The following is a 22917-nucleotide window of genomic DNA, read 5'->3' on the forward strand; positions in this document are numbered from 1 at the left end:
CCCCCTTGGTCAGGGCCGGAACATCACCTTGCCGGTGCGGCCCGGCGTCAGGGCGGCGGTCACGGCCTGGGTCGGTTCGTCCAGCCCGAAGATGCCGCCCGCGGTCAAGTCCAGCTTGCCGTCCATGACCAGCCCGATCAGTTCGCCGAACATGCGCTGGCGATCCTCTGCCGGGGTGGCGGGCATCACCTTGGCACCCCAGAAGCCCTTGACGGACAGGTGCTTGAAGATGATCGGCCCGGCAGGCAGCTGCAGGTCCTCTCCGGTGGTCGAACCGAAGGTGACCAGCAGCCCCTCGGTCCCCAGCAGGTCGACCAGCCCGGCCGCGACCGCGCCGCCCACGGAATCGACCGCCGCGCGGGCGCCGTCCTTGCCCACGATCGCGCGCGCCTTGGCCACCCAGTCCGGGTCGCTGGTCGAGATGACGTCGGTCATGCCCATCGCGGTCAGCTCCTCGACCGCTTCGGGGCGGCGGACCAGGTTCAGCAGGCGCACGCCGCGCGACTGCGCCAGCACGGCCATGATCTTGCCCACCGCGCCGTTGGCGGCGGTCTGGATCACCCAGTCACCGCGCGACACGTGCAGGAATTCCAGCAGCGTGATGGCGCTGAAGGGCATGGCGATCAGCTGGGCCGCGGCCGCGTCTGGCATCTCGTCGGGGACGGGGATGGCGCCGGCGGCCTGGGCCACGGCGTATTCGGCCCAGGACCCCTTGAGGCCCGCGACGGCGACGCGGCGGCCCTTCAGGGCGGGGTCGACGCCGGGGCCGGTCTCCTCGACGATGCCCACGGCCTCGCTGCCGGCGGTGGCGGGCAGGTCGGGACGCACGCCGTAATTGCCGCGGATGGTCCACAGGTCGTGATTGTGGATGGGCGACAGAAGCACGCGGACCAGCAGCTCGCCGTCCTGCGGGGCGGGACGGTCGGTGTCGGTCGACTGCAGCACATCGGCGGGTTCGCCGAAGCGGTCATGGGTGACGCTGCGCATAAGATATCCTTTCGGTCCTGTTCGTTGCAGCTGACCTAGGCATTGCCCCCCGCCGTTGCCAGTGCCGGCGCGCGGGCGGCGACAGGATGACTCCGCGTCAAGCGGCCCGTTCGGCGGGAACCTCGCGGGCCAGCGCCCGCGCTTCGGCCCGATCCAGGGTGGCCAGGATCTGGTCGATCGTGGCCCCCCGTGCCCGTTGTCGCTGCCAGATGCGCAGGCAGGAGGCGGGCGACCAAGGGAGGGCGGCGCGGCTCAGCCAGGCGCGCAGCGGCGCAGGCAGCGCGTCGAAGGCCGCCATGGGGTCGCGCGTGCGCCGCCGCTGGCGCTGCGCGGTCCGGCCCAGATTGGCACAGCGGCGCATCAGCACGATGCGGCCTCCTCCACCGGATCAACCACCACCAGCAGCCGCGTCTGGCCGGGGATGGCGGGCGGCGACCGGTGCAGGATGCCCGTCGGCTGGGCCCCCCAGCTGCGGCCGCGGAACAGGGCGGCGGTGCCCATGGGCATCTGCTGGATGCGGTCGACCTGGGCCGGACCACTGACGGGACCGAACTGCGTGCCCGCTCCGCGCAGGGTGCAAAGCAGCCGTGCGCGCACTGCATCCAGATGCCATTTCGGACAGGACTGGCCATCGGTGACCTCGACCCGCAGGGTAACCATCAACGCGCCCAGGGAAAGCGCCGCGTGCTGCGCCAGCTCGGCGATCTGGTCGATCAGCGCCCTGCGGTGATCGCAATCCGCCAGCGCGGCCGCGTCGCAGGCATGGCGCAGGGCCGTCGCGGCGTCCTGCGGGCGCAGGGCCTGGCGCAGACGCGGCAACCGGTCCGGCGGCAGCGCGTCCAGCCAGGCCTGCCATGCAGGATCGGTGGTCCGCTGCCACAGCGCGACCGCGACGCCGGGCAGCGCGATCGTCCCCAGCACGCGTGGATCGTGGCCGCTGTTCATCGCCGTCGCGGGGGCGGGGGTCGGGCGCAGGGCGACGCGCTGGTTCATGCCGCGACCTCCGTCGCGCGGCGCCAGGCGGGGAAGGGGTCGGGCAGGGCGGTCCAGCCGGCCGGGTTGTCGCCCCATTCCTCGCCCAGAAGGCAGGCGTCCAGGCGGGCGCGGATGCGATCCTCGTCCATGCCGGTGCCGATGAAGACCAGCTCCTGCCGCCGGTCGCCGAAGGGGTCGGACCAATGCGCGTCCAGATAGGCGCGCCCCTCGGGGTGGGTCGGCCAGCGGTCGCGCGGGACCGAGGCCCACCACTGCCCCAGGGGCCGGACCGAGGACAGCGCCCCCGCCAGAGAGAACTCGGCCACCCAGTCGGGCCGCGTGGCGACCCAGAAATGCCCCTTGGCGCGGATCACGCCGGGCAGGGGGCCGTTCAGCAGCTCGTGGATCTTGCGCGGCTCGAACGGCTGGCGGGCGCGATAGACGAAGCTGGCGACGCCGTATTCCTCGGTCTCGGGGGTGTGGTCGGCATGGCCATACAGCTCCTTGGCCCACATCGGATGGGTATGGGCGCGGTCGAAATCAAACAGGCCGGTGTTCAGGATGTCGCGGGGCGCGACGCGGCTGTGATCCGTCTCGATGATGCGCGCGTCGGCGTTCAGCGCGCGGATGATCTTGCGCGCGGCGTCCACGCGGGCGGGACCGGCATCGCTGCATTTGTTCAGCACGATCACGTCGGCGAATTCCATCTGGTCGGTCAGCAGATCGACCAGCGTGCGCGCATCGGCGTCGCCCATCACCTCTCCACGGTCTGACAGGAAATCGTGGCTGGAGAAGTCGGCCGTCAGGTTCACCGCATCGACCACCGTCACCATCGTGTCCAGCCGCGCCACGTCGGACAGGCTGGCGCCGCTGTCATCCGCGAACTCGAAGGTGGTGGCGACGGGCAGCGGCTCGCTGATCCCGGTCGATTCGATCAGTAGATAGTCGAACCGCCCCGCTTGGGCCAGGCGGCGCACCTCCAGCAGCAGGTCCTCGCGCAGGGTGCAGCAGATGCAGCCGTTCGACATCTCGACCAGGGTCTCCTGGGTCTGCGACATGCCGCCCTCGGCGCGGACCAGGTCGGCGTCGATGTTCACCTCGGACATGTCGTTGACGATGACGGCGACGCGCAGCCCGTCGCGATTGTTCAGGACGGCGTTCAGCAGGGTCGTCTTGCCGGCGCCCAGAAAGCCGGACAGGACGGTGACGGGCAGGCGGGGATCGTGGGTCATGGCAGGTCCTCGGTGCTGTGGCTGGTCAAATTAGTTATAGTATAACATTACTGATGACAATCCTGCAGCCTGCCTTGCCCGCCCCATTGACGACCCGCCCCCGATGGGCCATGCCGCGCGGATGCTGCACATCGATGACATCTCCTATTCCATCCAGGGCCGCCCGCTGTTCGCCGGCGCCTCGGCATCCGTGCCCGAAGGGCACAAGGTCGGCCTTGTGGGTCCGAACGGCGCGGGCAAGACGACGCTGTTCAAGCTGATCCGCGGCGAACTGGGCCTGGACGGCGGCGCCATCAGCCTGCCGACGCGCGCCCGCATCGGCGGCGTGGCCCAGGAATCGGCCGCGACCGCGTTGTCCGTGCTGGAGACCGTCCTGGAGGCAGACCAGGAACGCACCGCCCTGATGGCGGAATCGCTGACCGCGACGGACGCGCACCGCATCGCGGACATCCAGACCCGCCTGACCGACATCGACGCTTGGTCGGCCGAGGCTCGCGCCGCGACGATCCTGGACGGGCTGGGCTTCGACACCACAGACCAGCAGCGACCGACCAGCGACTTCAGCGGCGGCTGGCGGATGCGCGTGGCGCTGGCGGGGGTGCTGTTCGCGCAGCCCGACCTGCTGCTTCTGGACGAACCGACCAACTATCTGGACCTGGAAGGCGCGCTGTGGCTGGAAACCTATCTGGCCCGCTATCCGCACACGGTCATCATCATCAGCCACGACCGCGGCCTGCTGAACCGCGCCGTCGGCCATATCCTGCATGTCGAGGACAAGAAGCTGACGCTGTATACCGGCGGCTATGACAGCTTCACCCGCATCCGCGCCGAAAAGCGTGCATTGCAGGCCGCCGAGGCCAAGAAGCAGACCGAACGCCGCGCCCATCTGCAAAGCTTCGTCGACCGCTTTGGTGCCAAGGCCAGCAAGGCCCGCCAGGCCCAGGCCCGCGTCAAGGCACTGGCCAAGATGGAGCCGATCACCGCGCCCGAAGAGGCCAAGTTCTTCCGTTTCAGCTTTCCTCAGCCCGAGGAGCTGTCGCCCCCCATCGTCGCGATGGAGGGGGTCAATGTCGGCTATGGCGACCGCACCGTGCTGTCGCGCCTGGGGCTGCGCATCGATCAGGACGACCGCATCGCGCTGCTGGGCCGCAACGGCCAGGGCAAGTCGACGCTGTCCAAGCTGCTGGCCGGGCGCCTGACGCCGATGGCCGGCAAGGTGGTGCAGTCGAACAAGCTGCGCGTCGGCTATTTCGCCCAGCACCAGGTCGACGAGCTGTCGCTGGACGACACGCCGCTGGACCACATCCGCGCCGTGCGCCCGAACGAGGCGCAGGCGCGCCAGCGCGCCCGCCTTGCCGGTTTCGGCCTGATGGAGGCGCAGGTCGAGACCAAGGTCCGCGCCCTGTCCGGCGGCCAGAAGGCGCGCCTGTCGCTGCTGCTGGCCACGATCGACGCGCCGCATCTGCTGATCCTGGACGAACCGACCAACCACCTGGACATCGAAAGCCGCGAGGCCCTGTCCGAGGCGCTGAACGATTACACCGGCGCGGTCGTGCTGGTCAGCCACGACATGCACCTGCTGGGACTGGTCGCGGACCGGCTGTGGCTGGTCAAGGACGGCGCTGTCGCCCCCTACGAGGGCGATCTGGATGATTACCGCAAGTTCCTGCTGTCTGGCGACGCGCCCGCCGAGAAGTCCGGCGAGAAGACCCCCGAGGCGCCAAAGCCCGCCGCCCCGAAAAAGCCGAACCGCGATGCGGTGCTGGCCCTGCGGTCGGACGTGCGCAAGTCCGAGGAGCGGGTCCAGAAGCTGACCGAGATGATGGGCAAGCTGGACGTCAAGCTGGCCGATCCGGGCCTCTACAACGATCCCTACGACGCCGAGAAATGGGGCAAGAAGCGGGCCGAGGCCGTGCGCGCCCTGGCCTTCGCCGAGGAGCTGTGGATGGCCGCGCTGGAAAAGCTGGACGCGGCCGAAAAGGGCTGACGGCGGGGTGATCATCGCGCTGTTGCGAAAATGCGGCGCATGGCCCAGGATGAGAAGCGGACAGGTTGTGCCTTGCGGGGGACGGCCATAGATACCCGGAAAGCCCTTTTTGCGCGGAATCGCCCCCATGAAATATGCCTTGGCCCTTGCCGTCCTGTTCGCCGTTCCCGCCCATGCGCAGGATTTCGGGGCAACCGGGGGGCGCACGTTCTCGGTCGATCTGGGCGTCGGTGCGGCCCTGCGCCCGGCCTATCCCGGTGCCGACGATGCCGAAGTCGCGCCGTGGATCATCTGGCGCGACGCGGGCTTCGGTCCGGTCGGTACGGCCCCTGCGCAGGGATTCTCGATCGCGCCGTCCTTTGGCACCGTGGGCAAGCGTGAAAGCAGCGACGACGCGGCTCTGACGGGGCTGGACGACATCGACCGCGCCTATGAGCTGGGCCTGCGGGTCAGCTATGGCGCGGGGCCGGTGACGGCCTATGGCAGCGTGCGCCGCGGGTTCGAGGGCCATGAGGGCATCACCGGAGAGGTCGGCGCGAAGTACCGCACCGAGCTGAGCGACCGCGTGACCCTGTGGTCCGGGGCCGAGGTCGTCTATGGCAATGACGACTTCAACAACACTTATTTCGGCGTGACGCCCGCCGAAAGCGTGACCAGCGGCCTGCCCGCCAGCGCCCCCGGCGGCGGTCTGAACGAGGCCGCGATCACCTTCGAGGCGCGCTATGCCATCAACGACACGACCGCCCTGCTGGGCGAGGTGCGCTATGGCAAGCTGATCGGCGACGCTGCCGATTCGCCGGTGGTCCAGGACGAATACCAACCCTCGCTGCGCCTCGGCGTGACGCGCCGCTTCTCCTTCGGTTTCTGATCGCCGCAGGGCCATCGGATCGGGGTCGCGCGGGGCGCGGCCCCTTTTTTTGGCGAAATGTTTTAAGCCTGAAATAATTTCTTGACAGGTCGCGCCCGCCTGTTGCGTTCTGGTGTCAAGGCATCCGAACCGGGCCGCGACCAACGCGGTCCCCGCCAACAGGGAAAGACCGCACCATGACCCAGACCCGTTCGCTGATCGCGGCGCTTGCCGCAACGACCGCCCTGGCCGCCCCGGCCATGGCGCAGGACGACACGCTGACCGTGGGCGTGCTGCTGACGCTTTCCGGCCCCGGCGCCGTTCTGGGAGAGATGGCGCGCGACGGCTTCCTGCTGGCAGCAGAGGAGATCGGCGATCTGGGCGGCATCCCGACCGAGATCATCGTGGTCGATGACGAACAGAAACCCGACGTCGCCGCCAACAAGGCCCGCGAACTGGTCGAACGGAACGGCGCGGACATCGTGGTCGGGCCGATCTTCTCGAACGTCGCGGGCGCCATCGTGCAGCCGGTGACCCAGGGCGGCGGCATCCTGATCAGCCCGAATGCAGGTCCGTCGAACCTGGCCGGAGCGGAATGCAACAAGGCCTTCTTCGCGACCTCCTATCAGAACGACCAGATGCACGAGGTGATGGGCGCCCATGCGCAGGCGCAGGGGTTCCAGAACGTCTTCCTGCTGGCCCCGAACTATCAGGCCGGGCAGGATGCGCTGGCGGGTTTCAAGAAGAGCTATACCGGCGGCGTCGCCGGAGAGATCTTCACCCAGATGGGCCAGCTGGACTATTCCGCCGAACTGGCCCAGATCGCCGCGATGCAGCCCGATGCGGTCTTTGCCTTCATGCCGGGCGGCATGGGCGTGAACCTGGTGCGCCAGTATCGCCAGGCCGGGCTGGAGGGCATCCCCTTCCTGTCGGCCTTCACCGTGGATGAGGCGACGCTGCCCGCGCAGGCCGAGGCGGCCCTGGGCTTCTTCGCCGGGTCGAACTGGGCGCCCGATCTGGACACGCCGGAAAACGCCGCCTTCGTCGCGGCCTACGAGGCGAAATACGGCCATGTGCCCGGCGTCTATGCCATGCAGGGCTATGACGCGGCCCGCCTGATCGACGGCGCGCTGCGCGAGGCGGGCGGAACCGACCGCGACGCGCTGATCGCGGCGCTGGAGGGGGCGCCCTTCACCTCGGTCCGCGGCGATTTCAGCTTTGGTCCCAACCACTTCCCGATCCAGGACTTCTACCTGACCACGGTCGTGCAGCGCGAGGACGGCAAGTTCGCCACCTCGGTCGTCGAGAAGATCTTCGACGACTATCAGGACAATTACGCCGCCAACTGTCAGATGAACTGAGCCGATGACCAGCCTGTTCCTGCTGCAGCTGCTGAACGGGGTGCAGCTGGGGGTCCTCTTGTTCCTGATCGCCGCGGGGTTGACCCTGGTGTTCGGGATCATGGATTTCGTGAACCTGGCCCATGGCGTGATCTACATGGTCGGCGCCTATCTGGTGGTGATGTTCGCGTCCATGACCGGCAGTTACGGGCTGGGCCTTCTGCTGACCCTTCCCGCGACGCTGGTCATCGGGCTGGTGCTGGAGGCGCTGATCTTTCGCAGGCTCTATGACCGCCCGCATCTGGATCAGGTGCTGGCGACCTTCGGGCTGGTCATGGTGGTGACGGAACTGGTCAAGATCATCTGGGGCCAGTTGCCGCTGTCGATCCTGCCGCCCGATGCGCTGTCGGGGTCGGTTCCGCTGGTGGGTGCCCTGCGCTATCCGGTGTTCCGGCTGGTGGTGATCGCGGCGGGGCTGGCGGTCGCGGTGGGGCTGTGGCTGGTCATCACGCGCACCCGCATCGGCATGCGCCTGCGGGCGGGCGCCACCAACCGCGCGATGGTGGGCGCGCTTGGCGTCGATATCGGGCGGCTGTTCACGGTGATCTTCGCCTTCGGGGCGATGCTGGCGGGGTTCGCGGGGGCGATGGTGGCACCCATCCTGTCGGTCGATCCGGGGATGGGGGAAAGCGTGCTGATCCTGGCCTTCGTGGTGATCGTCATCGGCGGCATCGGCTCGGTCAAGGGGGCGTTCGCGGGGGCGCTGCTGGTGGGGATCGTCGACACGTTGGGCCGCAGCTTCGGCCCGATCATCCTGCGCGCGGTTATGGAGCCATCCGCCGCCGCCCAGACCGGGCGCGTGCTGGCGCCGATGCTGGTCTATGTGCTGATGGCCGCGATCCTGGCCGCCCGGCCGCAGGGCCTGTTTGGAGCGCGCCCATGACCCGCTGGCTGATGCGCCGCCGGGTGGCGGCCTGGGCGATCTTCGGCGGTTTCGCCCTCTTGCCGCTGGTCGCGGCGCTGACGGGGGACCCCTATCTGGTGGTGGTGGCAACGCGCATTCTGGCCTTTGCCATGGCCGCCTTGGCGCTGGACCTGATCCTGGGCTATGGCGGCATGGTCAGCTTTGGCCATGCGGCCTATCTAGGCATCGGCGCCTATGCGGTGGCGATCCTGTCGCGCGCGGGCATCACCGACCTGGGCGCGCATCTGGGCATGGCGGTGGTCGCGGGGGCGGCCTTCGCGCTGGTCACCGGGGCGATCAGCCTACGCACCCGGGGCATCTATTTCATCATGATCACGCTGGCCTTCGCGCAGATGGCCTATTTCTTCTTCGTCTCGCTCTCGGCCTATGGCGGTGATGACGGGGTGACGCTGACGGCGCGGTCGACCGTGCTGGGGCAGGACTGGCTGGCCGACGACCGGGTGCTCTATTACGCGGCGCTGGCGATGCTGCTGGGCCTCTATCTGCTGTGTGTCGCGATCACCGGGTCGCGGTTCGGCCGGGTTCTGACCGGGGCGCGGGAAAACCCGCTGCGGATGCAGGCGGTGGGCTTCACCCCCTTCCGATTCCAGCTGACGGCCTTCGTCATCTCGGGCGCGATGACGGCCATCGCCGGGGTGATCCTGGCCAATCAGGCCAGCTTCGTCTCGCCCTCTTACATGAATTGGCACCGCTCGGGCGAGCTGGTGGTGATGGTCGTCCTGGGCGGCATCGGCAACCTGCTGGGCGCCATCGCCGGGGCCACGCTGGCGCTGCTGCTGGAGGAATGGCTGGCGCTCTTCACCGAACATTGGCGGCTGATCTTCGGCACGCTGCTGATCCTGGTCGTGCTGTTCTCGCGCGACGGGCTGACGGGGCTGTTCAGGGGGCGCGGGAAATGAGCCTCCTCTCCGTGCGCGGGTTGCGCAAATCCTATGGCGCGCTGAAGGTCACCGACGATCTGAACCTGGAGGTCACCGAAGGGGAACTTCACGCCATCATCGGCCCGAACGGCGCGGGGAAATCCACGCTGATCGCGCAGCTCTCGGGGCAGGCGGGGTCGGATGCGGGCTCGGTCCGCTTTGCGGGGGCCGAGATGATGGGCCGCCCCATGCCCGCGCGGGTCAGGGCGGGCATGTCGCGCAGCTTTCAGATCACCTCGATCCTGCCGGGCTTCACCGTGCTGGAGAACGTGGCCACCGCCGTGCAGGCCCATGCGGGCAGCAGCTTCCGCTTCTTCGCCCCGGTCGCAAGGGATGCGGAGCTGAACGCGCAGGCGCGGGACGCGCTGTCCCGCGTCGGTCTGGCCGACCGCGCCGATACCCGCGCGGGCAGCCTGTCGCATGGAGAGAAACGCGCGCTGGAGCTGGCCATCGCGCTGGCCACGCGGCCGCGCCTGTTGCTGCTGGACGAGCCCCTGGCCGGGACCAGCGGGGCCGAGGCCGAGCGCCTGGTCCAGGTCATGGCGGGCCTGAAGGGGCAGGTGACGCTGGTGCTGATCGAACATGACATGGATGCGGTCTTTGCGCTGGCCGACCGGGTCAGCGTGCTGGTCTATGGCCGGATCATCGCGACCGGCACGCCCGATCAGGTCCGCGCCGATCCGGCGGTGCGCGCCGCCTATCTGGGGGATGCGTGATGCTGGTCGTCGAGGGGCTGCGGGCCGGTTACGGAGAGGCGCAGGTCCTCCACGACATCCACCTGTCGGTCGGGCAGGGGCAGGTGGTGACCCTGCTGGGCCGCAACGGCATGGGCAAGACCACGACGATCAGCACGATCTTTGGCCTGCTGGCGGCGCGGGGCGGGCGCGTCAGCATCGACGGGCGCGACGTGACCCGCGCCGCGCCGCACCGCATCGCGCGCGCGGGCCTGGGCCTGGTCCCCGAGGGGCGGCAGGTCTTTCCGACGCTGGACGTGCGCGAGAACCTGATCGCCACCGCGCGCCCCGGCCACTGGACCCTGTCGCGCGTCCTTGAGCTGTTCCCGCGCCTGTCCGAACGCATGGGCCACAAGGGCAGCGAGCTGTCGGGCGGCGAGCAGCAGATGCTGGCCATCGGCCGGGCGCTGATGACCAACCCCCGCCTGATCGTGCTGGACGAGGCGACCGAGGGCCTGGCCCCCCTGATCCGGGACGAGATCTGGTCTTGCCTGACCCGCCTGAAGGACCAGGGCGAGGCGATCCTGATCGTGGACAAGAACCTGTCGGCCCTGACCCGCTTTGCCGACCGCCATGTGGTGATCGAGAAGGGCCGCACTGTCTGGTCCGGCGACAATGCGCAGCTTTTGAACGATTCCGCTGTGGCAGAACGGCATCTGGGCGTCTGACGGACGCACATCCCCCTTTACCGGCGCGGCCTGCGCGACATAATAGGATGCATTGGTCTGCGGCGACTGCCGCCCGTTTTTTTCAGGAATTCATCATGCGTCCGTCCGCGCGAATCGTGACCCTCGGTCTTGCTTTCGCGCCGCTGATGCTGGCCGCCTGCCGCGTCGATGCCGGCGGAGGCGGTGAGGCACCGACCGTCCAATGCGCCCCGGCCCAAGGTGTGGACATGGTCCAGGCCGATGCCCTGTGCGACGCGCTGCGCGCCCAGGACCCGAAGGGCGGGATGCGCCTGCGCGTCCTGGCCACGGGGCCCACGGCGTTGTCCGCACAGCTGGACCGCGTGACCGACCAGGGCGACCGGCCCGGCCAGCGGATGGATTTCAGCGTCACGGACCGGGACCTGCAGCCCGACGATTTCACCAGCTTTGCCCGCGACCTGCTGCGATTCGGGTTGCCCGATTAGGAAAGAGCCGCACGCATGTGCCAGATCTGCGCCAACCTTCGTCCCTATGACAAATCCTGCGCCGGGTCGGAGTTCGCGGGTTCCACCGTCGATCTGCTCAGCGCGACGCTGCGCGAACAGGGCGACGCGCCGGGGGGGCGGGGAACCCCCTATCGCATGGCGCCGGGGGACGTGTTCAACGGCACGGTCGGATTTTCGGGCGACAACGACTGGGTGGCCGTCCGTCTGGAGGCTGGCACGACCTATCGAATCGCCCTGAACGGCATCAGCCTGTCGGACCCCCTGCTGGAACTGCGCGGCCCCGATGGCCGCGTGGTCGCCGTGAACGACGACGGGGGGCCGGGGCTGGACAGCCTGATCACCATCGCGCCCACGCAGACCGGGACCTATTACGTAAACGCGGGCGCCTATTCCTCGGGCACCGGCAGCTATCAGCTGGTCGTGACCGAGGCGCCCGTGCCCCGGCCTGCCCCGATGGCCGAGCTGGCCACCTATCTGATCGACGGCTTTTGGGCCGATACCGGACAGTCCGCGCGGTCCTTCGACATGTCGCGCGACAACATCATCACCTATGACTTCAGCGGCCTGACGCCGCAGGGCCGGGCGCTGGCGCGCGACGCGATGCAGGCCTGGTCAGCGGTCGCCAACCTGCGCTTCGTCGAACAGCGCGGCGATGCCGACATCACCTTCGACGACAACCAGGACGGGGCCTTTGCCCAGTCGACGATCATGGACGGGCGCATCCTGCGGTCGTCGATCAACGTCTCCACGGACTGGATCTCGCAGGATGGCGCGCGCATCGGCACCTATTCCTATCAGACCTACGTGCATGAGATCGGCCACGCGCTGGGCCTGGGGCACCAAGGACCCTATAACGGCAGCGGCAATTTCGCCGATGACGCGTGGTTCGTGAACGACAGCTGGCAGGCCTCTGTGATGTCCTATTTCGGCCAGGACGAAAACCCCAACATCGCCGCCAGCGGCGCCTATCTGGCGTCGCTGATGCCCGCCGACATCATCGCCATCCAGCGCCTTTACGGCGCCGCGGGTGCGGGGTCGCTGACCGCGGGCAACACGGTCTATGGCGTGGGCCATACGCTGGGCAGCAGCTGGCTGGGGCGCGTGTTCTCGGCCCAGGACGGGGGCTCTCACCAGACCGTCCAGAACGCGCGCGGCGTGGCGATGACCATCTATGACGCAGGCGGCCATGACGTTCTGAACTTCTCCAACGACGGTCAGGCGCAGCGGATCGATCTGCGTCCCGGGGCCATGTCCGACATCTATGGCCTGCGCGGCAATCTGCAGATCGCCCAGAACACCGTGATCGAGGGCTATGTCGCGGGATCGGGCAATGACGCGGTCCATGGCAACGCCGCAGGCAACGTCCTGCGCGGCATGGGCGGCCATGATCGGCTGTCGGGCGGATGGGGCAACGACATCCTGCATGGCGGCGCGGGGAACGACACCCTGCTGGGGGATGTCGGTGCGGACCGGCTGTTCGGCGATGCCGGGAACGACGTGCTGACCGACCTGCAGGGCGACAATGCGATGGCCGGCGGGACAGGGGACGATCGCCTGACCGCGGGGGCCGGACGCGACAGCCTTTATGGCGACGATGGCGCGGACATCATCCTGGCGGGGGCGGGCGATGATCTGATCCGCGGCGGGGCGGGGTTCGACACGATCCGCGCCGGTGCCGGCCATGATCGGGCCGAGGGAGGCCTGGGCAACGACATCGTCGATGGCGGCTGGGGCAACGACCGCCTGTTCGGCCAGCAGGGCAACGACACGATGGTCGGCGGGCTGGGGGCCGATTCGATGGCGGGCGGACTGGGCGCGGACACGTTCCGGTTCTTCTCTGCCGCCGACAGCAGCCTTGCCGCGCCGGACCTGATCGTCGATTTCGACCCCGATCGGGATGTGATCGACCTGCGGGCGCTGGATGTCGACTATGTCGGACGCGGGCCGCTGGCGGGGGATGCCGCAGTGCGGTGGGACCACGCGAACGGGATGACCCGCGTGCTGGTCGACGTGGATGGCGACCGCCTGCCTGACATGCTGATCCGCCTGAGCGGCAGGCTGCAGCTGGACGCCGACAGCTTCCTGCTGTGAGGCGACCCGCGCGGGGCTTGCAAATTCCCCGCGACCGGGTCCATCTGCCTGCCAATACCGATGACAAGGACCGGCCATGGCATACGCACAGACCCTAACCCCCCGCCCCGGATTGGGCCTTCCCGGAACCGGGGCACTGGTTGTCCTGGGGCTTGGCACCATCGCGCTGGCGCTGACCCAGGGGGCGGCGCAGGGCGCGTTGTTCCTGGTGGGCGGCGCCTTGGGCATGTCGCTGTACCATGCGGCGTTCGGGTTCACCTCCGCGTGGCGGGTGTTCATCCTCGACCGCCGGGGCAGGGGCCTTCGGGTGCAGATGCTGCTGCTGGCCATGGCGGTGGTGCTGTTCTTTCCGGCCCTGGCATCGGGAACGCTGTTCGGGAACGAGGTGCGGGGCCTGGTCTCTCCGGCCGGGCTGGGGGTGATCGCGGGGGCGTTCATCTTCGGCATCGGCATGCAGCTTGGCGGCGGCTGCGCCTCCGGCACGCTGTTCACCGCCGGGGGCGGCAATGCGCGGATGCTGATCACGCTGGTCTTCTTCATCGTGGGGTCGGTGCTGGGCACCGTCCATTTCGACTGGTGGGCCAGCCTGCCCGCGCTGGAGCCTGTGGCATTGTGGCAGCCGCTTGGTCCCTGGGGCGGGATCGCGCTGTCTCTGGCCATCTTCGGGACGATCGCGCTGATCACGATGCGGGTCGAACGCAACCGCCACGGCACGCTGGAGCAGCCCCCCGAAAGTGAGCGTCACGGCATGGCGCGCTGGCTGCGCGGGCCCTGGCCGCTGGTCGGTGGCGCGGTGGCGCTGGTGGTTCTAAACTTCCTGACGCTGGCGATTTCGGGGCGGCCTTGGGGCATCACCTCGGCCTTTGCGCTGTGGGGCGCCAAGATCGCGCAGTCCATCGGCATCGATCCCACCGCCTGGGGCTACTGGCAGCGCCCCGCCAATGCCGAGGCGCTGCAGTCAAGCGTCTTCTCGGACGTCACCTCGGTCATGGATTTCGGCATCATCGCGGGGGCCATGCTTGCCGCGTCGCTGGCCGGTCGGTTCGCGCCGTCGCTGCGGATCCCGCTGCGGTCGGTGATCGCCGCGGTCGTGGGCGGGCTGATGCTGGGTTACGGCGCGCGCATCGCCTATGGCTGCAACATCGGGGCGTATTTCTCGGGGATCGCGTCGGGCAGCCTGCACGGCTATCTGTGGGCGGTGGCGGCATTCGCGGGCAACATGCTGGGCGTGGCCCTGCGCCCGTGGTTATTCATGGAACGCCGCACCAGCCGCGCCGACGGCTGAGATGGACTGGCTGGCCCCCGTCGACGCCTATTGCGAACGCACGGGGCCGGAATACTGGTCCGAACCCGTCAATGCGCTGACCAACCTGGCCTTTCTGCTGGCGGCTCTGGTCATGGCGCGGCGCCTGCGGGGACCGGGCATGGCGACGGGGCGCGTGCTGGCCGGGGTGTTGTTCGTCATCGGGCTGGGGTCCTGGCTGTTTCACACCCATGCCAACGGACTGACCGGGCTGATGGACGTCCTGCCGATCCTGACGTTCATCCTGATCTACGTGTTTGTCGCCACACGCGACTATCTGGGCGCCCGGCCTTGGGTCGCGGCGCTGGTGGCGGCGGGGTTCGTCCCCTATGCGGCGGTCACGGTGCCGCTGTTCGCGCAGGTGCCGGGGCTGGGATCGTCGGCCAGCTATGCGCCGGTGCCGGTGCTGATCCTGGCCTATGCGGTCCTGCTGCGGAACCGCCTGCCGCGCGTGGCGCGGGGCCTGGCGATCGGGGCGGGGCTGCTGACGCTATCGCTGATCTTTCGCACGCTGGACCAGACCAGCTGCGCCGTGCTGCCCATCGGCACGCATTTCATGTGGCACATCCTGAACGCGACCATGCTGGCATGGATGATCGAGGTCTGGCGGCGGCATCGGATCGGTTAGGGGATCTTGGTGCACCCGAAGGGATTCGAACCCCTGGCCTCTGCCTTCGGAGGGCAGCGCTCTATCCAGCTGAGCTACGGGTGCACGCGCCGCCTGATTACCCGGCGGGGTCAGGCGACGCAATGGTGAAAATCGATCAGGCGGCGTCCAGGGCCGTGATGATCGGGACAAAGTCGGCGGCCTTCAGGCTGGCGCCCCCCACCAGCGCGCCGTTCACATGCGCGATGGCAAAGATCTCGGCCGCATTCGCGGGCTTGACGCTGCCACCGTAGAGCAGCGCCACATCGGCTCCGTCGGACAGGCGCGCGGACAGGTGGTCGCGCATCAGCGCGTGCACCTGGGCGATCTGATCCAGCGTCGGCGTGCGTCCGGTGCCGATCGCCCAGACCGGCTCATAGGCCAGAACGGTGTTGCGGGCATTGGCGCCGTCCGGGACGGACCCGGCCAGTTGCGTGGCGATCACGTCCAGGGTGCGGTCGGCGTCGCGTTCGGCCTCGGTCTCGCCGACGCAGATGATGGCGGTCAGGCCTGCGGCATGGGCGGCCTGCGCCTTGGCGCGCACCATGGCGTCGGTCTCGCCGTGATCGGCGCGGCGTTCGGAATGGCCAAGGATGACGTGCGTCGCGCCCGCGTCGCGCAGCTGCAGGGCGGCGATGTCACCGGTATGGGCGCCCTTGTCGGCATGGTGGCAATCCTGCCCGCCGACCAGCAGGTCGCTGGCGCCGATGCGCGCCATCATCGGGTGGATCAGCAGGGCTGGCGGGCAGATCAGGACGTCGCAGGTTGCGCCTTCGGCGGCGGCGGCCATGTCGTCCAGCTGATCCAGCGCGGCCAGATCGCCGTTCATCTTCCAGTTTCCAGCGGCAAGTTTGCGCGGTGCCATGGGGGTCCTCCGTGGGTTCGGGACAGGCTTAGCCAGCGTCCCGCCCCCGCGCAAGGCTCAGCTCTGCGCGCGGCTGCCCTCGATCGGGGCAAAGTTCACCGACTCTCCGCAGCCGCAGCTGTCGGTGACGTTGGGGTTGCGGAACCGGAAGCCCTGTTCCAGCAGGCCGGTCTCATAGTCGATCTGGGTGCCGAACAGGAACATCTGCGCCATGGGCGCGATGATGACGCGCGCGCCGTCCAGTTCGACCACCTCTTCGTTCGGGGTGGGGGTCTGGGCCAGCTCCATGGTGTATTCCATGCCCGCGCAACCGCCCTTCTTCAGCCCGATGCGCAGACCATAGGCGTTCTTGCCCGCCATCAACCGCGCGATCTGGGCGGCGGCGGCGGGGGTGATGGTCACGGGAGGGGTGCCGGGCATGGCGAACATGGCGATATCCTTTCGGGCTTGGCCTCAAGATAGTCATCCGGGGGGCATCGGTTCAAGACCGCCCCCCGGCCGGCGATCACATGAAGCCCAGTTCCAGGCGCGCCTCGTCGGACATCATGTCCATGCCCCATTGCGGCTGGAAGGTCATCTCGACATCGACCTGCTTGACGCCTGGCACGGCTTCGACCGCGTCGGCGACCCATCCCGGCATCTCTCCGGCGACGGGGCAGCCGGGCGCGGTCAAGGTCATGATCACCCGCACCTCGGAGGCGTCGTTGATGTCGATCGTGTAGATCAGGCCCAGGTCGTGGATGTTGACCGGGATTTCGGGGTCATAGACGGTCTTGCACGCCTCGACGATGGGCTCGTAGAGGGGATGGTCGGTCGAAGACGGCGCGATCAGCGGCGCGCCTTCCATCAGGGGTTCGGTCATCGGAGCATCCTTCAATTCCGACCGATTATATAGGGCAGGCCCGCCCCGCGGTCCAGTGGGCGGCCCGCATTGCGCCGGGCGGGGGGCGGCGCTACAAGCGGCCGGTTCCAAAAGGCTCGGGCTGACCCATGACCACGCGTTTCGACTTCACCCTCCAGGCGACCGACGGCGCCGCGCGCACCGGCATCATCGACACGCCGCGCGGCCAGATCCGCACCCCGGCCTTCATGCCGGTGGGGACGGCTGCGACGGTCAAGGCGATGCTGCCCGACAGCGTGGCGGCCACTGGCGCGGACATCCTGCTGGGCAACACCTATCACCTGATGCTGCGCCCCGGTGCGGAACGCGTGGCGCGCATGGGCGGGCTGCACAGGTTCATGAACTGGCAGAAGCCCATCCTGACCGACAGCGGCGGGTTCCAGGTGATGTCGCTGGCGGGCCTGCGCAAGCTGACCGAGGAGGGGGTGACCTTCTCCAGCCATGTGGACGGGTCCAAGCATTTCCTGTCGCCCGAAACCAGCATGCAGATCCAGAAGCTGCTGGGCAGCGACATCGTGATGTGTTTTGACGAATGCCCCGCGCTGCCTGCGACAGAGGAGGCGGTGGCGGCCTCCATGCGCCTGTCGATGCGGTGGGCACAGCGGTCGCGCGACGCGTTCGGCGACCGTCCGGGGCACGCGCTGTTCGGCATCATGCAGGGCGGCGTCACCCGCGAGCTGCGCGAGGAGAGTGCCGAGGCCCTGCAGGCGATCGGCTTTGACGGCTATGCGGTCGGCGGCCTGGCCGTGGGCGAGGGGCAGGAGGCGATGTTCGGCGTGCTGGACTATGCCCCCGGTTTCCTACCGGTGGACAGACCGCGCTATCTGATGGGCGTGGGCAAGCCGGACGACATCGTGGGCGCGGTGCAGCGCGGCATCGACATGATGGATTGCGTCCTGCCCTCGCGGTCGGGGCGGACGGGTCAGGCCTGGACCCCGCGCGGTCAGGTCAACATCAAGAACGCCCGCCATCAGGACGACCCGCGTCCCTTGGACGAGGATTGCACCTGCCCCTGCTGCCGGGGCTATTCGCGGGCCTATCTGCACCATGTCTTCCGTGCCAAGGAGATGATCAGCGGCATGCTGCTGACCTGGCACAACCTGCATTACTATCAGCAACTGATGGCGGGGCTCCGCGACGCGATCGCGGCGGGGCGGCTGGACGCCTTCGTGGCAGAATTCCACGCGCGCCGCGCGGAAGGCGATATCGAACCCGTGTGACGCCGCGACCTTGGAAGGTTTTTCCCCGTCCGGGCCTTGGCGCGGGCAGGCGGGGGCGTTATCTTGATGGTGTTCTCAGGGCGGGGTGCAATTCCCCACCGGCGGTGACAGCCCGCGAGCGCCCCTTGCCACGGCAGGGGGGTCAGCAGATCCGGTGAAATTCCGGGGCCGACGGTATAGTCCGGATGGAAGAGAACCGCCTCGTGTGCCACCCCGGCGCGCGTGGTGGTATGCCTTGGGGGCCTGACGCAACTTACGTAAGGTTCCTGAAAGATGACCAAATCCCCCCGTATCGCCTTCATCAAGGCGCGCTGGCACGCCGATGTCGTGGACCGCGCGCATGAAGGTTTCCTGACCCAGGCCGCCAGCCTGATGCCCGGTGCGCAGATCGAGGCCTGGGACGTGCCCGGCGCCTTCGAGATGCCGCAGCTGGCCAAGAAGCTGGCCCTGACCGGCAAGTATGATGCCGTGGTGGCCGCGGCCCTGGTGGTCGATGGCGGCATCTATCGCCATGATTTCGTCGCGGGCGCGGTGGTCAGCGGCCTGATGCAGGCGGGCATGGACACGGGCGTGCCGGTGTTCTCGGTCTCGCTGACGCCGCACAATTACCAGGAGACCGAGCTCTTGACCGGTTTCTATCGCGAGCATTTCGTGAAGAAGGGCGCCGAGGCCGCCCATGCGGTCGCGCAGATGCTGGCCGTGGAGGGGCGTCTGGCCCGTCTGGATCAGGCCGACGCGGCCTGATCCATCCGCAGGCGGTGCCGCGTCAGCAGCATTGCCTGTGTTTCCCTGAGTTCGCGGTCGCGCCGCGCGGCGTCCCAATCCAGCGCCGCCGCGCAGATGTCGGCGATGCGCGCCAGGTCGCGGGCCGACAGATGGCCGGTGACGGCCAGCGCGGTGCGGCGCATGACCAGATCGGCCAGGGTGCCGACCTGTTCGTTGCGGATGATCCAGTCCAGCTCCTGTTCGCTGTGATCGCTGTCGGCCAGCATGATGGGCGCCGCGCCTTCGGCCGCAAGGATCGCCGCCGCCGTCGTGCCGTAGCGCGCCAGAAGATGGCGCGCGCGGGCGGGCGCGGCCAAGGTGCGCCGGGCCGCATCGTCGCTCCACGCGCCCGCATCGGCCGGGTAATCGCGGCCACCGCCGATGGGCAGCCTGTCGGTGGCGATGCGGCGGGACGCGTTCAGGCGCGTCAGAAGATCGTCGGCGACCTCCTCGGCGAAGCCGCGGAAGGTGGTCCATTTGCCGCCCACCAGCGCGATGATCGGCCAGCGGCGGTTGGCGTCGGCGGCGATCTCTGGCGCGGAATGGTCGCGGCTGATCAGGCCGGGATTGGCCGCGTCCGAGGCGGGCAGGGGGCGGATGCCGGAATAGGCATAGACGATCTGGCTGTCGTCGAAATGGAGCCCCGGCAGCAGGCCGCGCAACGCGTCGAGGAAATAGGCGATCTCGGCATCGTCGCAGGCCACGTCGTCGGGATCGTCCGCGCGGATGTCGGTGGAGCCGACCAGCGCGCGGTCCAGATAGGGGAAGACCAGGCAGATGCGCCCGTCATCGGCCTCGAAATAGATCATGCGGCCGTTCAGTGCGGCCAGCAGCTCGGGGTGGTCCAGCAGGATGTGAGAACCCTTGGTGCCGCCGATCATCCGCGTGGACGCACCCAGAGCCGCGTTCACCCGGTCGATCCAGGGACCGGCGGCGTTCACCACGATGCGCGGGCGCAGGGACAGCGTGCCCTGCGGGCCGGTCAGGTGGATGACGTCGCCGTCGGTGCCGGTCAGCGCGGTGTGGTTCAGTGCGCGGGCGGCGGGATTGGCACGCAGGCCGTCCGCGACCAGCTCCCAGACCAGCCGTTCGGGCAGGGTGACGGCGGCGTCGTAATACTGTCCCGCCGCCTTGATGCGCGGGGTCAGGGGCGGGATCTCGCGCAAGGCACGCGCGCGGGACCACAGCTGATGGCGCGGCATGACCCGGTGGCGGCGGCCATAGAAGTCGTACATCGCCAGCCCCGCCTTCATCAGCACCGCGCCGCGGCTGCGGGGTGCGGTGGTCGACCCCATCAGCGTGCGCAGCGCCGGCCCGATGCCGCGCAGCCAGGAGAAGATCGGGATGACCGTCGGCAGCGGCTTGACCAGATGCGGCGCATTTTTCAGCAGCAGGTTCCGTTCCAGCGTGGATTGCGCGACTAGGCGCAGCTCTCCGGTCTCCAGGTACTTGATGCCGCCATGGATCAGGCGCGAGGGTGCGGCCGAGGTGCCGCCGCCGTAATCGGCCTTGTCCACGATCACCGCGTTGACGCCCTGTTCGCACAGGTCGCGGAACAGGCCCGCGCCGTTGATGCCCGCGCCCAGGATCAGCACGTCGATATCTTGGGTCATGGGATGTCCTGCAGGGCCTCGATGCGCGGCCAGAGCGGGGCCATGGCGGCGGCGATGTCGGTGAAGACCGCGTAGCGGCGCGCCATCTCGGCGGCGCGGACGGGGTCGGGGTGATGGGTGGTGCTGATCGCGCCCATGTCGCGCGGGTCGTGGCGCGGCGAGGCGAAGAGGCCGACCCCCGCACCCGCACAGAGCGCCGCGCCCCAGGCCGCGGCCTCCTCGGTCGCGCTGACGGTCACGGGCATGTCCAGCACATCGGCAAAGAGCTGCGCAAAGACCGGCGCGCGGGAAATGCCGCCGGTCAGCCGCGCCGCCCTGGGGGCGAACCCGTCGCACAGGGCGTCGACATGGTGGCGGTGGTTGAAGGCGATGCCCTCGATCACGGCGCGCAGCATGTCGCCGCGATCCTGCCAGCCGCGCAGGCCGAAGAAGCCCGCGCTGGCCTGCGCCCCATGGGGCGATCCGAACAGGTAGGGGTGGAACAGCGCGCTGGAGGGGCGGGCCAGGGCGGCCTCGATTTCCGGGATGACGCGCAGATGGGCGGGCTGGTCGCTCCCTTCGCGGCACAGACTGTCCAGGAACCAATCGTAATTCGCGGCCGATGCCGGAGAGATCGACATGGCGTTCCATTCGCCCCGCGCGATGCCGTTGCGGCAGAACCAGCGCGGATCGGACAGGGGGCGGTCGGTGACGGTCTCGTTGATGGAATAGGTGCCGGCGACGATGGCGACGCAGCCCTGCCCGTAGCCGCCTGACCCCAGGGCCGATGCGGTCACGTCATGCAGTCCGGCCACAACCGGCGTACCCACGGCCAGGCCGGTCAGGGCGGCCGCATCCGCCGTGACATGGCCCACGACCTGATCGGGCAGGGCGATGTCAGGCAAGGGCAGGCCCGGCAGGCCGAAGATGCCGGGGATGTCGGGGGCGAAGCCTTGGGTTGCGACATCGGTGAAGGCGGTGCTGGCCTCGGTCAGGTCGGTGCCGATGCGGCCGGTCAGCCGATAGGTCAGCCAGTCCTTGCAGGCCAGCACATGGCCGATCGCGGCAAAGCGCGCGGGGTCGTGGTCGCGCAGCCACGCCAGGATCGCCGACGGTGCCGAAGCATGGGGCATCTGCCCCGTCCGCGCCAGCGCGCGCGGGGCGGTGCCGTCGGCGGCCCAGGCATCGGCAATGCCACCCGCGCGGCTGTCCAGCGACAGGATGCCCGGCCCCAAAGGCGCGCCCGCCCGGTCCAGCAGATACAGCCCGTCGCCATGCGCGGTCGCGGCGACGGCGCCGATGTCGCGGGCCGGGCGGCCGCAGGCGGCGATGGCCTCGGCCACGGCGGCGGCTGTCTGGCGCCACAGGTCCTCCATGTCGCGTTCGACATGGCGGGGCTGGGGCATGACCTGCGCCACGCGGCGGCGCGCGGTGGCCAGAACCCGGCCTGTGGCGTCGAAGATCACCGCCTTGGTGACGGTCAGCCCGTTGTCGATGCCCAGGATCAGCATGGCGTCAGTCCCCCGTCACGGCGATCTGCACCTCGACGCCGCGGCGGCGCAGGGCGGTGATCTGGTCGGGGGGCGTGCGGTCGTCGGTGATGATCAGGTCGAAATCCTCGATGCCGCCCATGGAATGCAGGGCGCGGCGGGTGAATTTGGTGTGATCGGCCAGCAGGATGCGGCGGCTGGCGGCGTCCAGCATGGCGCGCTTCGTCTCGGCCATCTCGGGGGACTGGTGAAAGACCTGGTCGTCGGTGACGGCGGCCATCGACAGGATCGCCACGTCCGCGCGCAGGCGGCGGATCTGGGCGGTGGTCTGCGGTCCCATGAAGGCGTTGCACCAATGGTGGAACTGGCCGCCCAGGCCCAGCAGCGTCATGTCGCCGATCTCCTTGATGGCGCTCATCAGCGTCAGCGAATTGGTGATGACCGTCAGCGGCACCCGTGCGGCCAGATGCGGCACCATGCGCAGCACGGTGGTGCTGTCGTCCAGAAACACCGCCTGGCCCGGTTCGACCTGCTGGGCCGCCAGCTGCGCGATGGCGGATTTCTGCGGACCCTGGCGGGTGTCGCGATACAGGTCGCTGGCCTCGATCAGGCTGGTGGGGGCGGCGGACACGATGCCGCGCGACTTGCGCAGCAGGCCCTTGGCGGCCAGTTCGTCCAGGTCGCGATGCGCGGTCATCAGGCTGATGCCGAAGCGGTCGGTCAGATCCTCGATCCGCAGGCTGCCCTCGGCCATGACGGCCTGCGCGATCAGCTGGCAACGCGCCTGCAGGCGGGCCTGTCGGCTGTCCGAGGGGATCATGTCCATGGGGATGCGGCCCTTGCGTGGGTGGGGCGCGCGCGTGACGGCGCGCGCCCCGGTGGCG

23 protein-coding genes, 1 tRNA gene and 1 riboswitch are annotated in these 22917 nt (G+C 69.0%); of the genes, 13 read left to right on the forward strand and 11 right to left on the reverse strand.

Annotated features, from left to right (window positions below; genetic code table 11):
• Positions 1-9: 9 nt before the first annotated feature.
• From FHD67_RS12690 to FHD67_RS12705, 4 genes are all read right to left on the reverse strand, one after another.
• A complete protein-coding gene (locus tag FHD67_RS12690) occupies positions 10-987 on the reverse strand; it encodes a zinc-binding dehydrogenase (RefSeq protein ID WP_139598878.1) in 978 nt (325 codons plus the stop codon).
• 97 nt (positions 988-1084) lie between these two features.
• Positions 1085-1348, reverse strand: coding sequence for a DUF6525 family protein (locus FHD67_RS12695; protein WP_139598908.1), 264 nt, complete (start codon positions 1346-1348; stop codon positions 1085-1087).
• Positions 1348-1980: a DUF1826 domain-containing protein gene (locus FHD67_RS12700; RefSeq protein WP_176695117.1), complete on the reverse strand. Its 633-nt coding sequence runs from the start codon at positions 1978-1980 to the stop codon at positions 1348-1350. Before FHD67_RS12700 ends, FHD67_RS12695 begins: the two co-directional genes overlap by 1 nt.
• Positions 1977-3194 carry a GTP-binding protein gene (locus FHD67_RS12705; RefSeq protein WP_139598880.1) on the reverse strand — a complete coding sequence of 406 codons (1218 nt, stop codon included), beginning with the start codon at positions 3192-3194 and terminating at the stop codon, positions 1977-1979. Before FHD67_RS12705 ends, FHD67_RS12700 begins: the two co-directional genes overlap by 4 nt.
• Positions 3195-3315: 121 nt before the next feature.
• Here FHD67_RS12705 and FHD67_RS12710 point away from each other — a divergent pair, with 121 nt between their 5' ends.
• The 11 genes from FHD67_RS12710 to FHD67_RS12760 all read left to right on the forward strand — a co-directional run bounded on the left by FHD67_RS12710 (position 3316) and on the right by FHD67_RS12760 (position 15182).
• The gene (locus tag FHD67_RS12710) at positions 3316-5181 is read left to right on the forward strand and encodes an ABC-F family ATP-binding cassette domain-containing protein (protein WP_139598881.1); all 1866 of its coding nucleotides are present in this window, start codon (positions 3316-3318) and stop codon (positions 5179-5181) included.
• Positions 5182-5308: 127 nt separating this feature from the next.
• Positions 5309-6049: a MipA/OmpV family protein gene (locus tag FHD67_RS12715; protein WP_046000168.1), complete on the forward strand. Its 741-nt coding sequence runs from the start codon at positions 5309-5311 to the stop codon at positions 6047-6049.
• A gap of 176 nt (positions 6050-6225) precedes the next feature.
• Positions 6226-7389 carry an ABC transporter substrate-binding protein gene (locus tag FHD67_RS12720; protein ID WP_046000169.1) on the forward strand — a complete coding sequence of 388 codons (1164 nt, stop codon included), beginning with the start codon at positions 6226-6228 and terminating at the stop codon, positions 7387-7389.
• A gap of 4 nt (positions 7390-7393) precedes the next feature.
• Positions 7394-8311, forward strand: coding sequence for a branched-chain amino acid ABC transporter permease (locus FHD67_RS12725; protein ID WP_139598882.1), 918 nt, complete (start codon positions 7394-7396; stop codon positions 8309-8311).
• Complete coding sequence (locus FHD67_RS12730) at positions 8308-9252, forward strand: branched-chain amino acid ABC transporter permease (RefSeq protein WP_139598883.1); 945 nt, start codon at positions 8308-8310, stop codon at positions 9250-9252. Before FHD67_RS12725 ends, FHD67_RS12730 begins: the two co-directional genes overlap by 4 nt.
• Entirely contained in the window at positions 9249-9989 is a 741-nt protein-coding gene (locus tag FHD67_RS12735) for an ABC transporter ATP-binding protein (RefSeq protein WP_139598884.1), read from the forward strand. Before FHD67_RS12730 ends, FHD67_RS12735 begins: the two co-directional genes overlap by 4 nt.
• Positions 9989-10675, forward strand: a complete 687-nt coding sequence (locus tag FHD67_RS12740; protein WP_139598885.1) for an ABC transporter ATP-binding protein — start codon at positions 9989-9991, stop codon at positions 10673-10675. Before FHD67_RS12735 ends, FHD67_RS12740 begins: the two co-directional genes overlap by 1 nt.
• A gap of 95 nt (positions 10676-10770) precedes the next feature.
• Positions 10771-11139: a hypothetical protein gene (locus FHD67_RS12745; protein WP_139598886.1), complete on the forward strand. Its 369-nt coding sequence runs from the start codon at positions 10771-10773 to the stop codon at positions 11137-11139.
• 15 nt (positions 11140-11154) lie between these two features.
• Positions 11155-13251 carry a M10 family metallopeptidase C-terminal domain-containing protein gene (locus FHD67_RS12750; RefSeq protein WP_139598887.1) on the forward strand — a complete coding sequence of 699 codons (2097 nt, stop codon included), beginning with the start codon at positions 11155-11157 and terminating at the stop codon, positions 13249-13251.
• A gap of 76 nt (positions 13252-13327) precedes the next feature.
• Positions 13328-14536 (forward strand): YeeE/YedE family protein, encoded by a 1209-nt coding sequence (locus FHD67_RS12755; protein WP_139598888.1) that lies wholly within the window; start codon positions 13328-13330, stop codon positions 14534-14536.
• Between the two features lies 1 nt (position 14537).
• A complete protein-coding gene (locus FHD67_RS12760) occupies positions 14538-15182 on the forward strand; it encodes a ceramidase domain-containing protein (RefSeq protein WP_046000176.1) in 645 nt (214 codons plus the stop codon).
• A 7-nt stretch (positions 15183-15189) separates the two neighbouring features.
• Here FHD67_RS12760 and FHD67_RS12765 read toward each other — a convergent pair.
• The 4 genes from FHD67_RS12765 to FHD67_RS12780 form a co-directional block, all read right to left on the reverse strand.
• Positions 15190-15266 (reverse strand) — tRNA-Arg (locus FHD67_RS12765).
• Positions 15267-15318: 52 nt separating this feature from the next.
• Positions 15319-16065: a triose-phosphate isomerase gene (tpiA, locus tag FHD67_RS12770; RefSeq protein ID WP_139598889.1), complete on the reverse strand. Its 747-nt coding sequence runs from the start codon at positions 16063-16065 to the stop codon at positions 15319-15321.
• A 57-nt stretch (positions 16066-16122) separates the two neighbouring features.
• The gene (locus tag FHD67_RS12775; protein ID WP_046000178.1) at positions 16123-16494 is read right to left on the reverse strand and encodes a HesB/IscA family protein; all 372 of its coding nucleotides are present in this window, start codon (positions 16492-16494) and stop codon (positions 16123-16125) included.
• A gap of 76 nt (positions 16495-16570) precedes the next feature.
• Positions 16571-16927: an SUF system Fe-S cluster assembly protein gene (locus tag FHD67_RS12780; protein ID WP_045981535.1), complete on the reverse strand. Its 357-nt coding sequence runs from the start codon at positions 16925-16927 to the stop codon at positions 16571-16573.
• A gap of 128 nt (positions 16928-17055) precedes the next feature.
• Here FHD67_RS12780 and tgt point away from each other — a divergent pair, with 128 nt between their 5' ends.
• Positions 17056-18186 (forward strand): tRNA guanosine(34) transglycosylase Tgt, encoded by a 1131-nt coding sequence (gene tgt, locus FHD67_RS12785; RefSeq protein ID WP_046000179.1) that lies wholly within the window; start codon positions 17056-17058, stop codon positions 18184-18186.
• 67 nt (positions 18187-18253) lie between these two features.
• Positions 18254-18387, forward strand: a riboswitch (FMN riboswitch).
• Between the two features lie 72 nt (positions 18388-18459).
• Complete coding sequence (locus FHD67_RS12790) at positions 18460-18930, forward strand: 6,7-dimethyl-8-ribityllumazine synthase (protein WP_045981537.1); 471 nt, start codon at positions 18460-18462, stop codon at positions 18928-18930.
• On the opposite strand, the gene FHD67_RS12795 is transcribed toward FHD67_RS12790, so the two are convergent.
• From FHD67_RS12795 to FHD67_RS12805, 3 genes are read right to left on the reverse strand one after another with little or no spacing between them, the layout of a single operon-like run.
• Complete coding sequence (locus FHD67_RS12795; protein ID WP_139598890.1) at positions 18912-20564, reverse strand: glycerol-3-phosphate dehydrogenase/oxidase; 1653 nt, start codon at positions 20562-20564, stop codon at positions 18912-18914. The two genes, FHD67_RS12790 and FHD67_RS12795, sit on opposite strands and share 19 nt — an antisense overlap.
• Positions 20561-22054 carry an FGGY-family carbohydrate kinase gene (locus FHD67_RS12800; protein ID WP_139598891.1) on the reverse strand — a complete coding sequence of 498 codons (1494 nt, stop codon included), beginning with the start codon at positions 22052-22054 and terminating at the stop codon, positions 20561-20563. The genes FHD67_RS12795 and FHD67_RS12800 overlap by 4 nt, the downstream gene beginning before the upstream one ends.
• 4 nt (positions 22055-22058) lie before the next feature.
• Positions 22059-22859 carry a DeoR/GlpR family DNA-binding transcription regulator gene (locus tag FHD67_RS12805; protein WP_139598892.1) on the reverse strand — a complete coding sequence of 267 codons (801 nt, stop codon included), beginning with the start codon at positions 22857-22859 and terminating at the stop codon, positions 22059-22061.
• Between the last annotated feature and the right edge of the window lie 58 nt (positions 22860-22917).

Source organism: Paracoccus haeundaensis, assembly GCF_006239215.1.
GTDB classification, from domain to species: domain Bacteria; phylum Pseudomonadota; class Alphaproteobacteria; order Rhodobacterales; family Rhodobacteraceae; genus Paracoccus; species Paracoccus marcusii.

What these genes read in the sequence shown, in the direction of transcription:
- FHD67_RS12690 (WP_139598878.1), bottom strand. Translation starts at nt 987, where the DNA reads ATGCGCAGCGTCACCCATGACCGCTTCGGCGAACCCGCCGATGTGCTG.
- FHD67_RS12695 (WP_139598908.1), bottom strand. Translation starts at nt 1,348, where the DNA reads ATGCGCCGCTGTGCCAATCTGGGCCGGACCGCGCAGCGCCAGCGGCGG.
- FHD67_RS12700 (WP_176695117.1), bottom strand. Translation starts at nt 1,980, where the DNA reads ATGAACCAGCGCGTCGCCCTGCGCCCGACCCCCGCCCCCGCGACGGCG.
- FHD67_RS12705 (WP_139598880.1), bottom strand. Translation starts at nt 3,194, where the DNA reads ATGACCCACGATCCCCGCCTGCCCGTCACCGTCCTGTCCGGCTTTCTG.
- FHD67_RS12710 (WP_139598881.1), top strand. Translation starts at nt 3,316, where the DNA reads ATGCTGCACATCGATGACATCTCCTATTCCATCCAGGGCCGCCCGCTG.
- FHD67_RS12715 (WP_046000168.1), top strand. Translation starts at nt 5,309, where the DNA reads ATGAAATATGCCTTGGCCCTTGCCGTCCTGTTCGCCGTTCCCGCCCAT.
- FHD67_RS12720 (WP_046000169.1), top strand. Translation starts at nt 6,226, where the DNA reads ATGACCCAGACCCGTTCGCTGATCGCGGCGCTTGCCGCAACGACCGCC.
- FHD67_RS12725 (WP_139598882.1), top strand. Translation starts at nt 7,394, where the DNA reads ATGACCAGCCTGTTCCTGCTGCAGCTGCTGAACGGGGTGCAGCTGGGG.
- FHD67_RS12730 (WP_139598883.1), top strand. Translation starts at nt 8,308, where the DNA reads ATGACCCGCTGGCTGATGCGCCGCCGGGTGGCGGCCTGGGCGATCTTC.
- FHD67_RS12735 (WP_139598884.1), top strand. Translation starts at nt 9,249, where the DNA reads ATGAGCCTCCTCTCCGTGCGCGGGTTGCGCAAATCCTATGGCGCGCTG.
- FHD67_RS12740 (WP_139598885.1), top strand. Translation starts at nt 9,989, where the DNA reads ATGCTGGTCGTCGAGGGGCTGCGGGCCGGTTACGGAGAGGCGCAGGTC.
- FHD67_RS12745 (WP_139598886.1), top strand. Translation starts at nt 10,771, where the DNA reads ATGCGTCCGTCCGCGCGAATCGTGACCCTCGGTCTTGCTTTCGCGCCG.
- FHD67_RS12750 (WP_139598887.1), top strand. Translation starts at nt 11,155, where the DNA reads ATGTGCCAGATCTGCGCCAACCTTCGTCCCTATGACAAATCCTGCGCC.
- FHD67_RS12755 (WP_139598888.1), top strand. Translation starts at nt 13,328, where the DNA reads ATGGCATACGCACAGACCCTAACCCCCCGCCCCGGATTGGGCCTTCCC.
- FHD67_RS12760 (WP_046000176.1), top strand. Translation starts at nt 14,538, where the DNA reads ATGGACTGGCTGGCCCCCGTCGACGCCTATTGCGAACGCACGGGGCCG.
- tpiA (WP_139598889.1), bottom strand. Translation starts at nt 16,065, where the DNA reads ATGGCACCGCGCAAACTTGCCGCTGGAAACTGGAAGATGAACGGCGAT.
- FHD67_RS12775 (WP_046000178.1), bottom strand. Translation starts at nt 16,494, where the DNA reads ATGTTCGCCATGCCCGGCACCCCTCCCGTGACCATCACCCCCGCCGCC.
- FHD67_RS12780 (WP_045981535.1), bottom strand. Translation starts at nt 16,927, where the DNA reads ATGACCGAACCCCTGATGGAAGGCGCGCCGCTGATCGCGCCGTCTTCG.
- tgt (WP_046000179.1), top strand. Translation starts at nt 17,056, where the DNA reads ATGACCACGCGTTTCGACTTCACCCTCCAGGCGACCGACGGCGCCGCG.
- FHD67_RS12790 (WP_045981537.1), top strand. Translation starts at nt 18,460, where the DNA reads ATGACCAAATCCCCCCGTATCGCCTTCATCAAGGCGCGCTGGCACGCC.
- FHD67_RS12795 (WP_139598890.1), bottom strand. Translation starts at nt 20,564, where the DNA reads ATGACCCAAGATATCGACGTGCTGATCCTGGGCGCGGGCATCAACGGC.
- FHD67_RS12800 (WP_139598891.1), bottom strand. Translation starts at nt 22,054, where the DNA reads ATGCTGATCCTGGGCATCGACAACGGGCTGACCGTCACCAAGGCGGTG.
- FHD67_RS12805 (WP_139598892.1), bottom strand. Translation starts at nt 22,859, where the DNA reads ATGGACATGATCCCCTCGGACAGCCGACAGGCCCGCCTGCAGGCGCGT.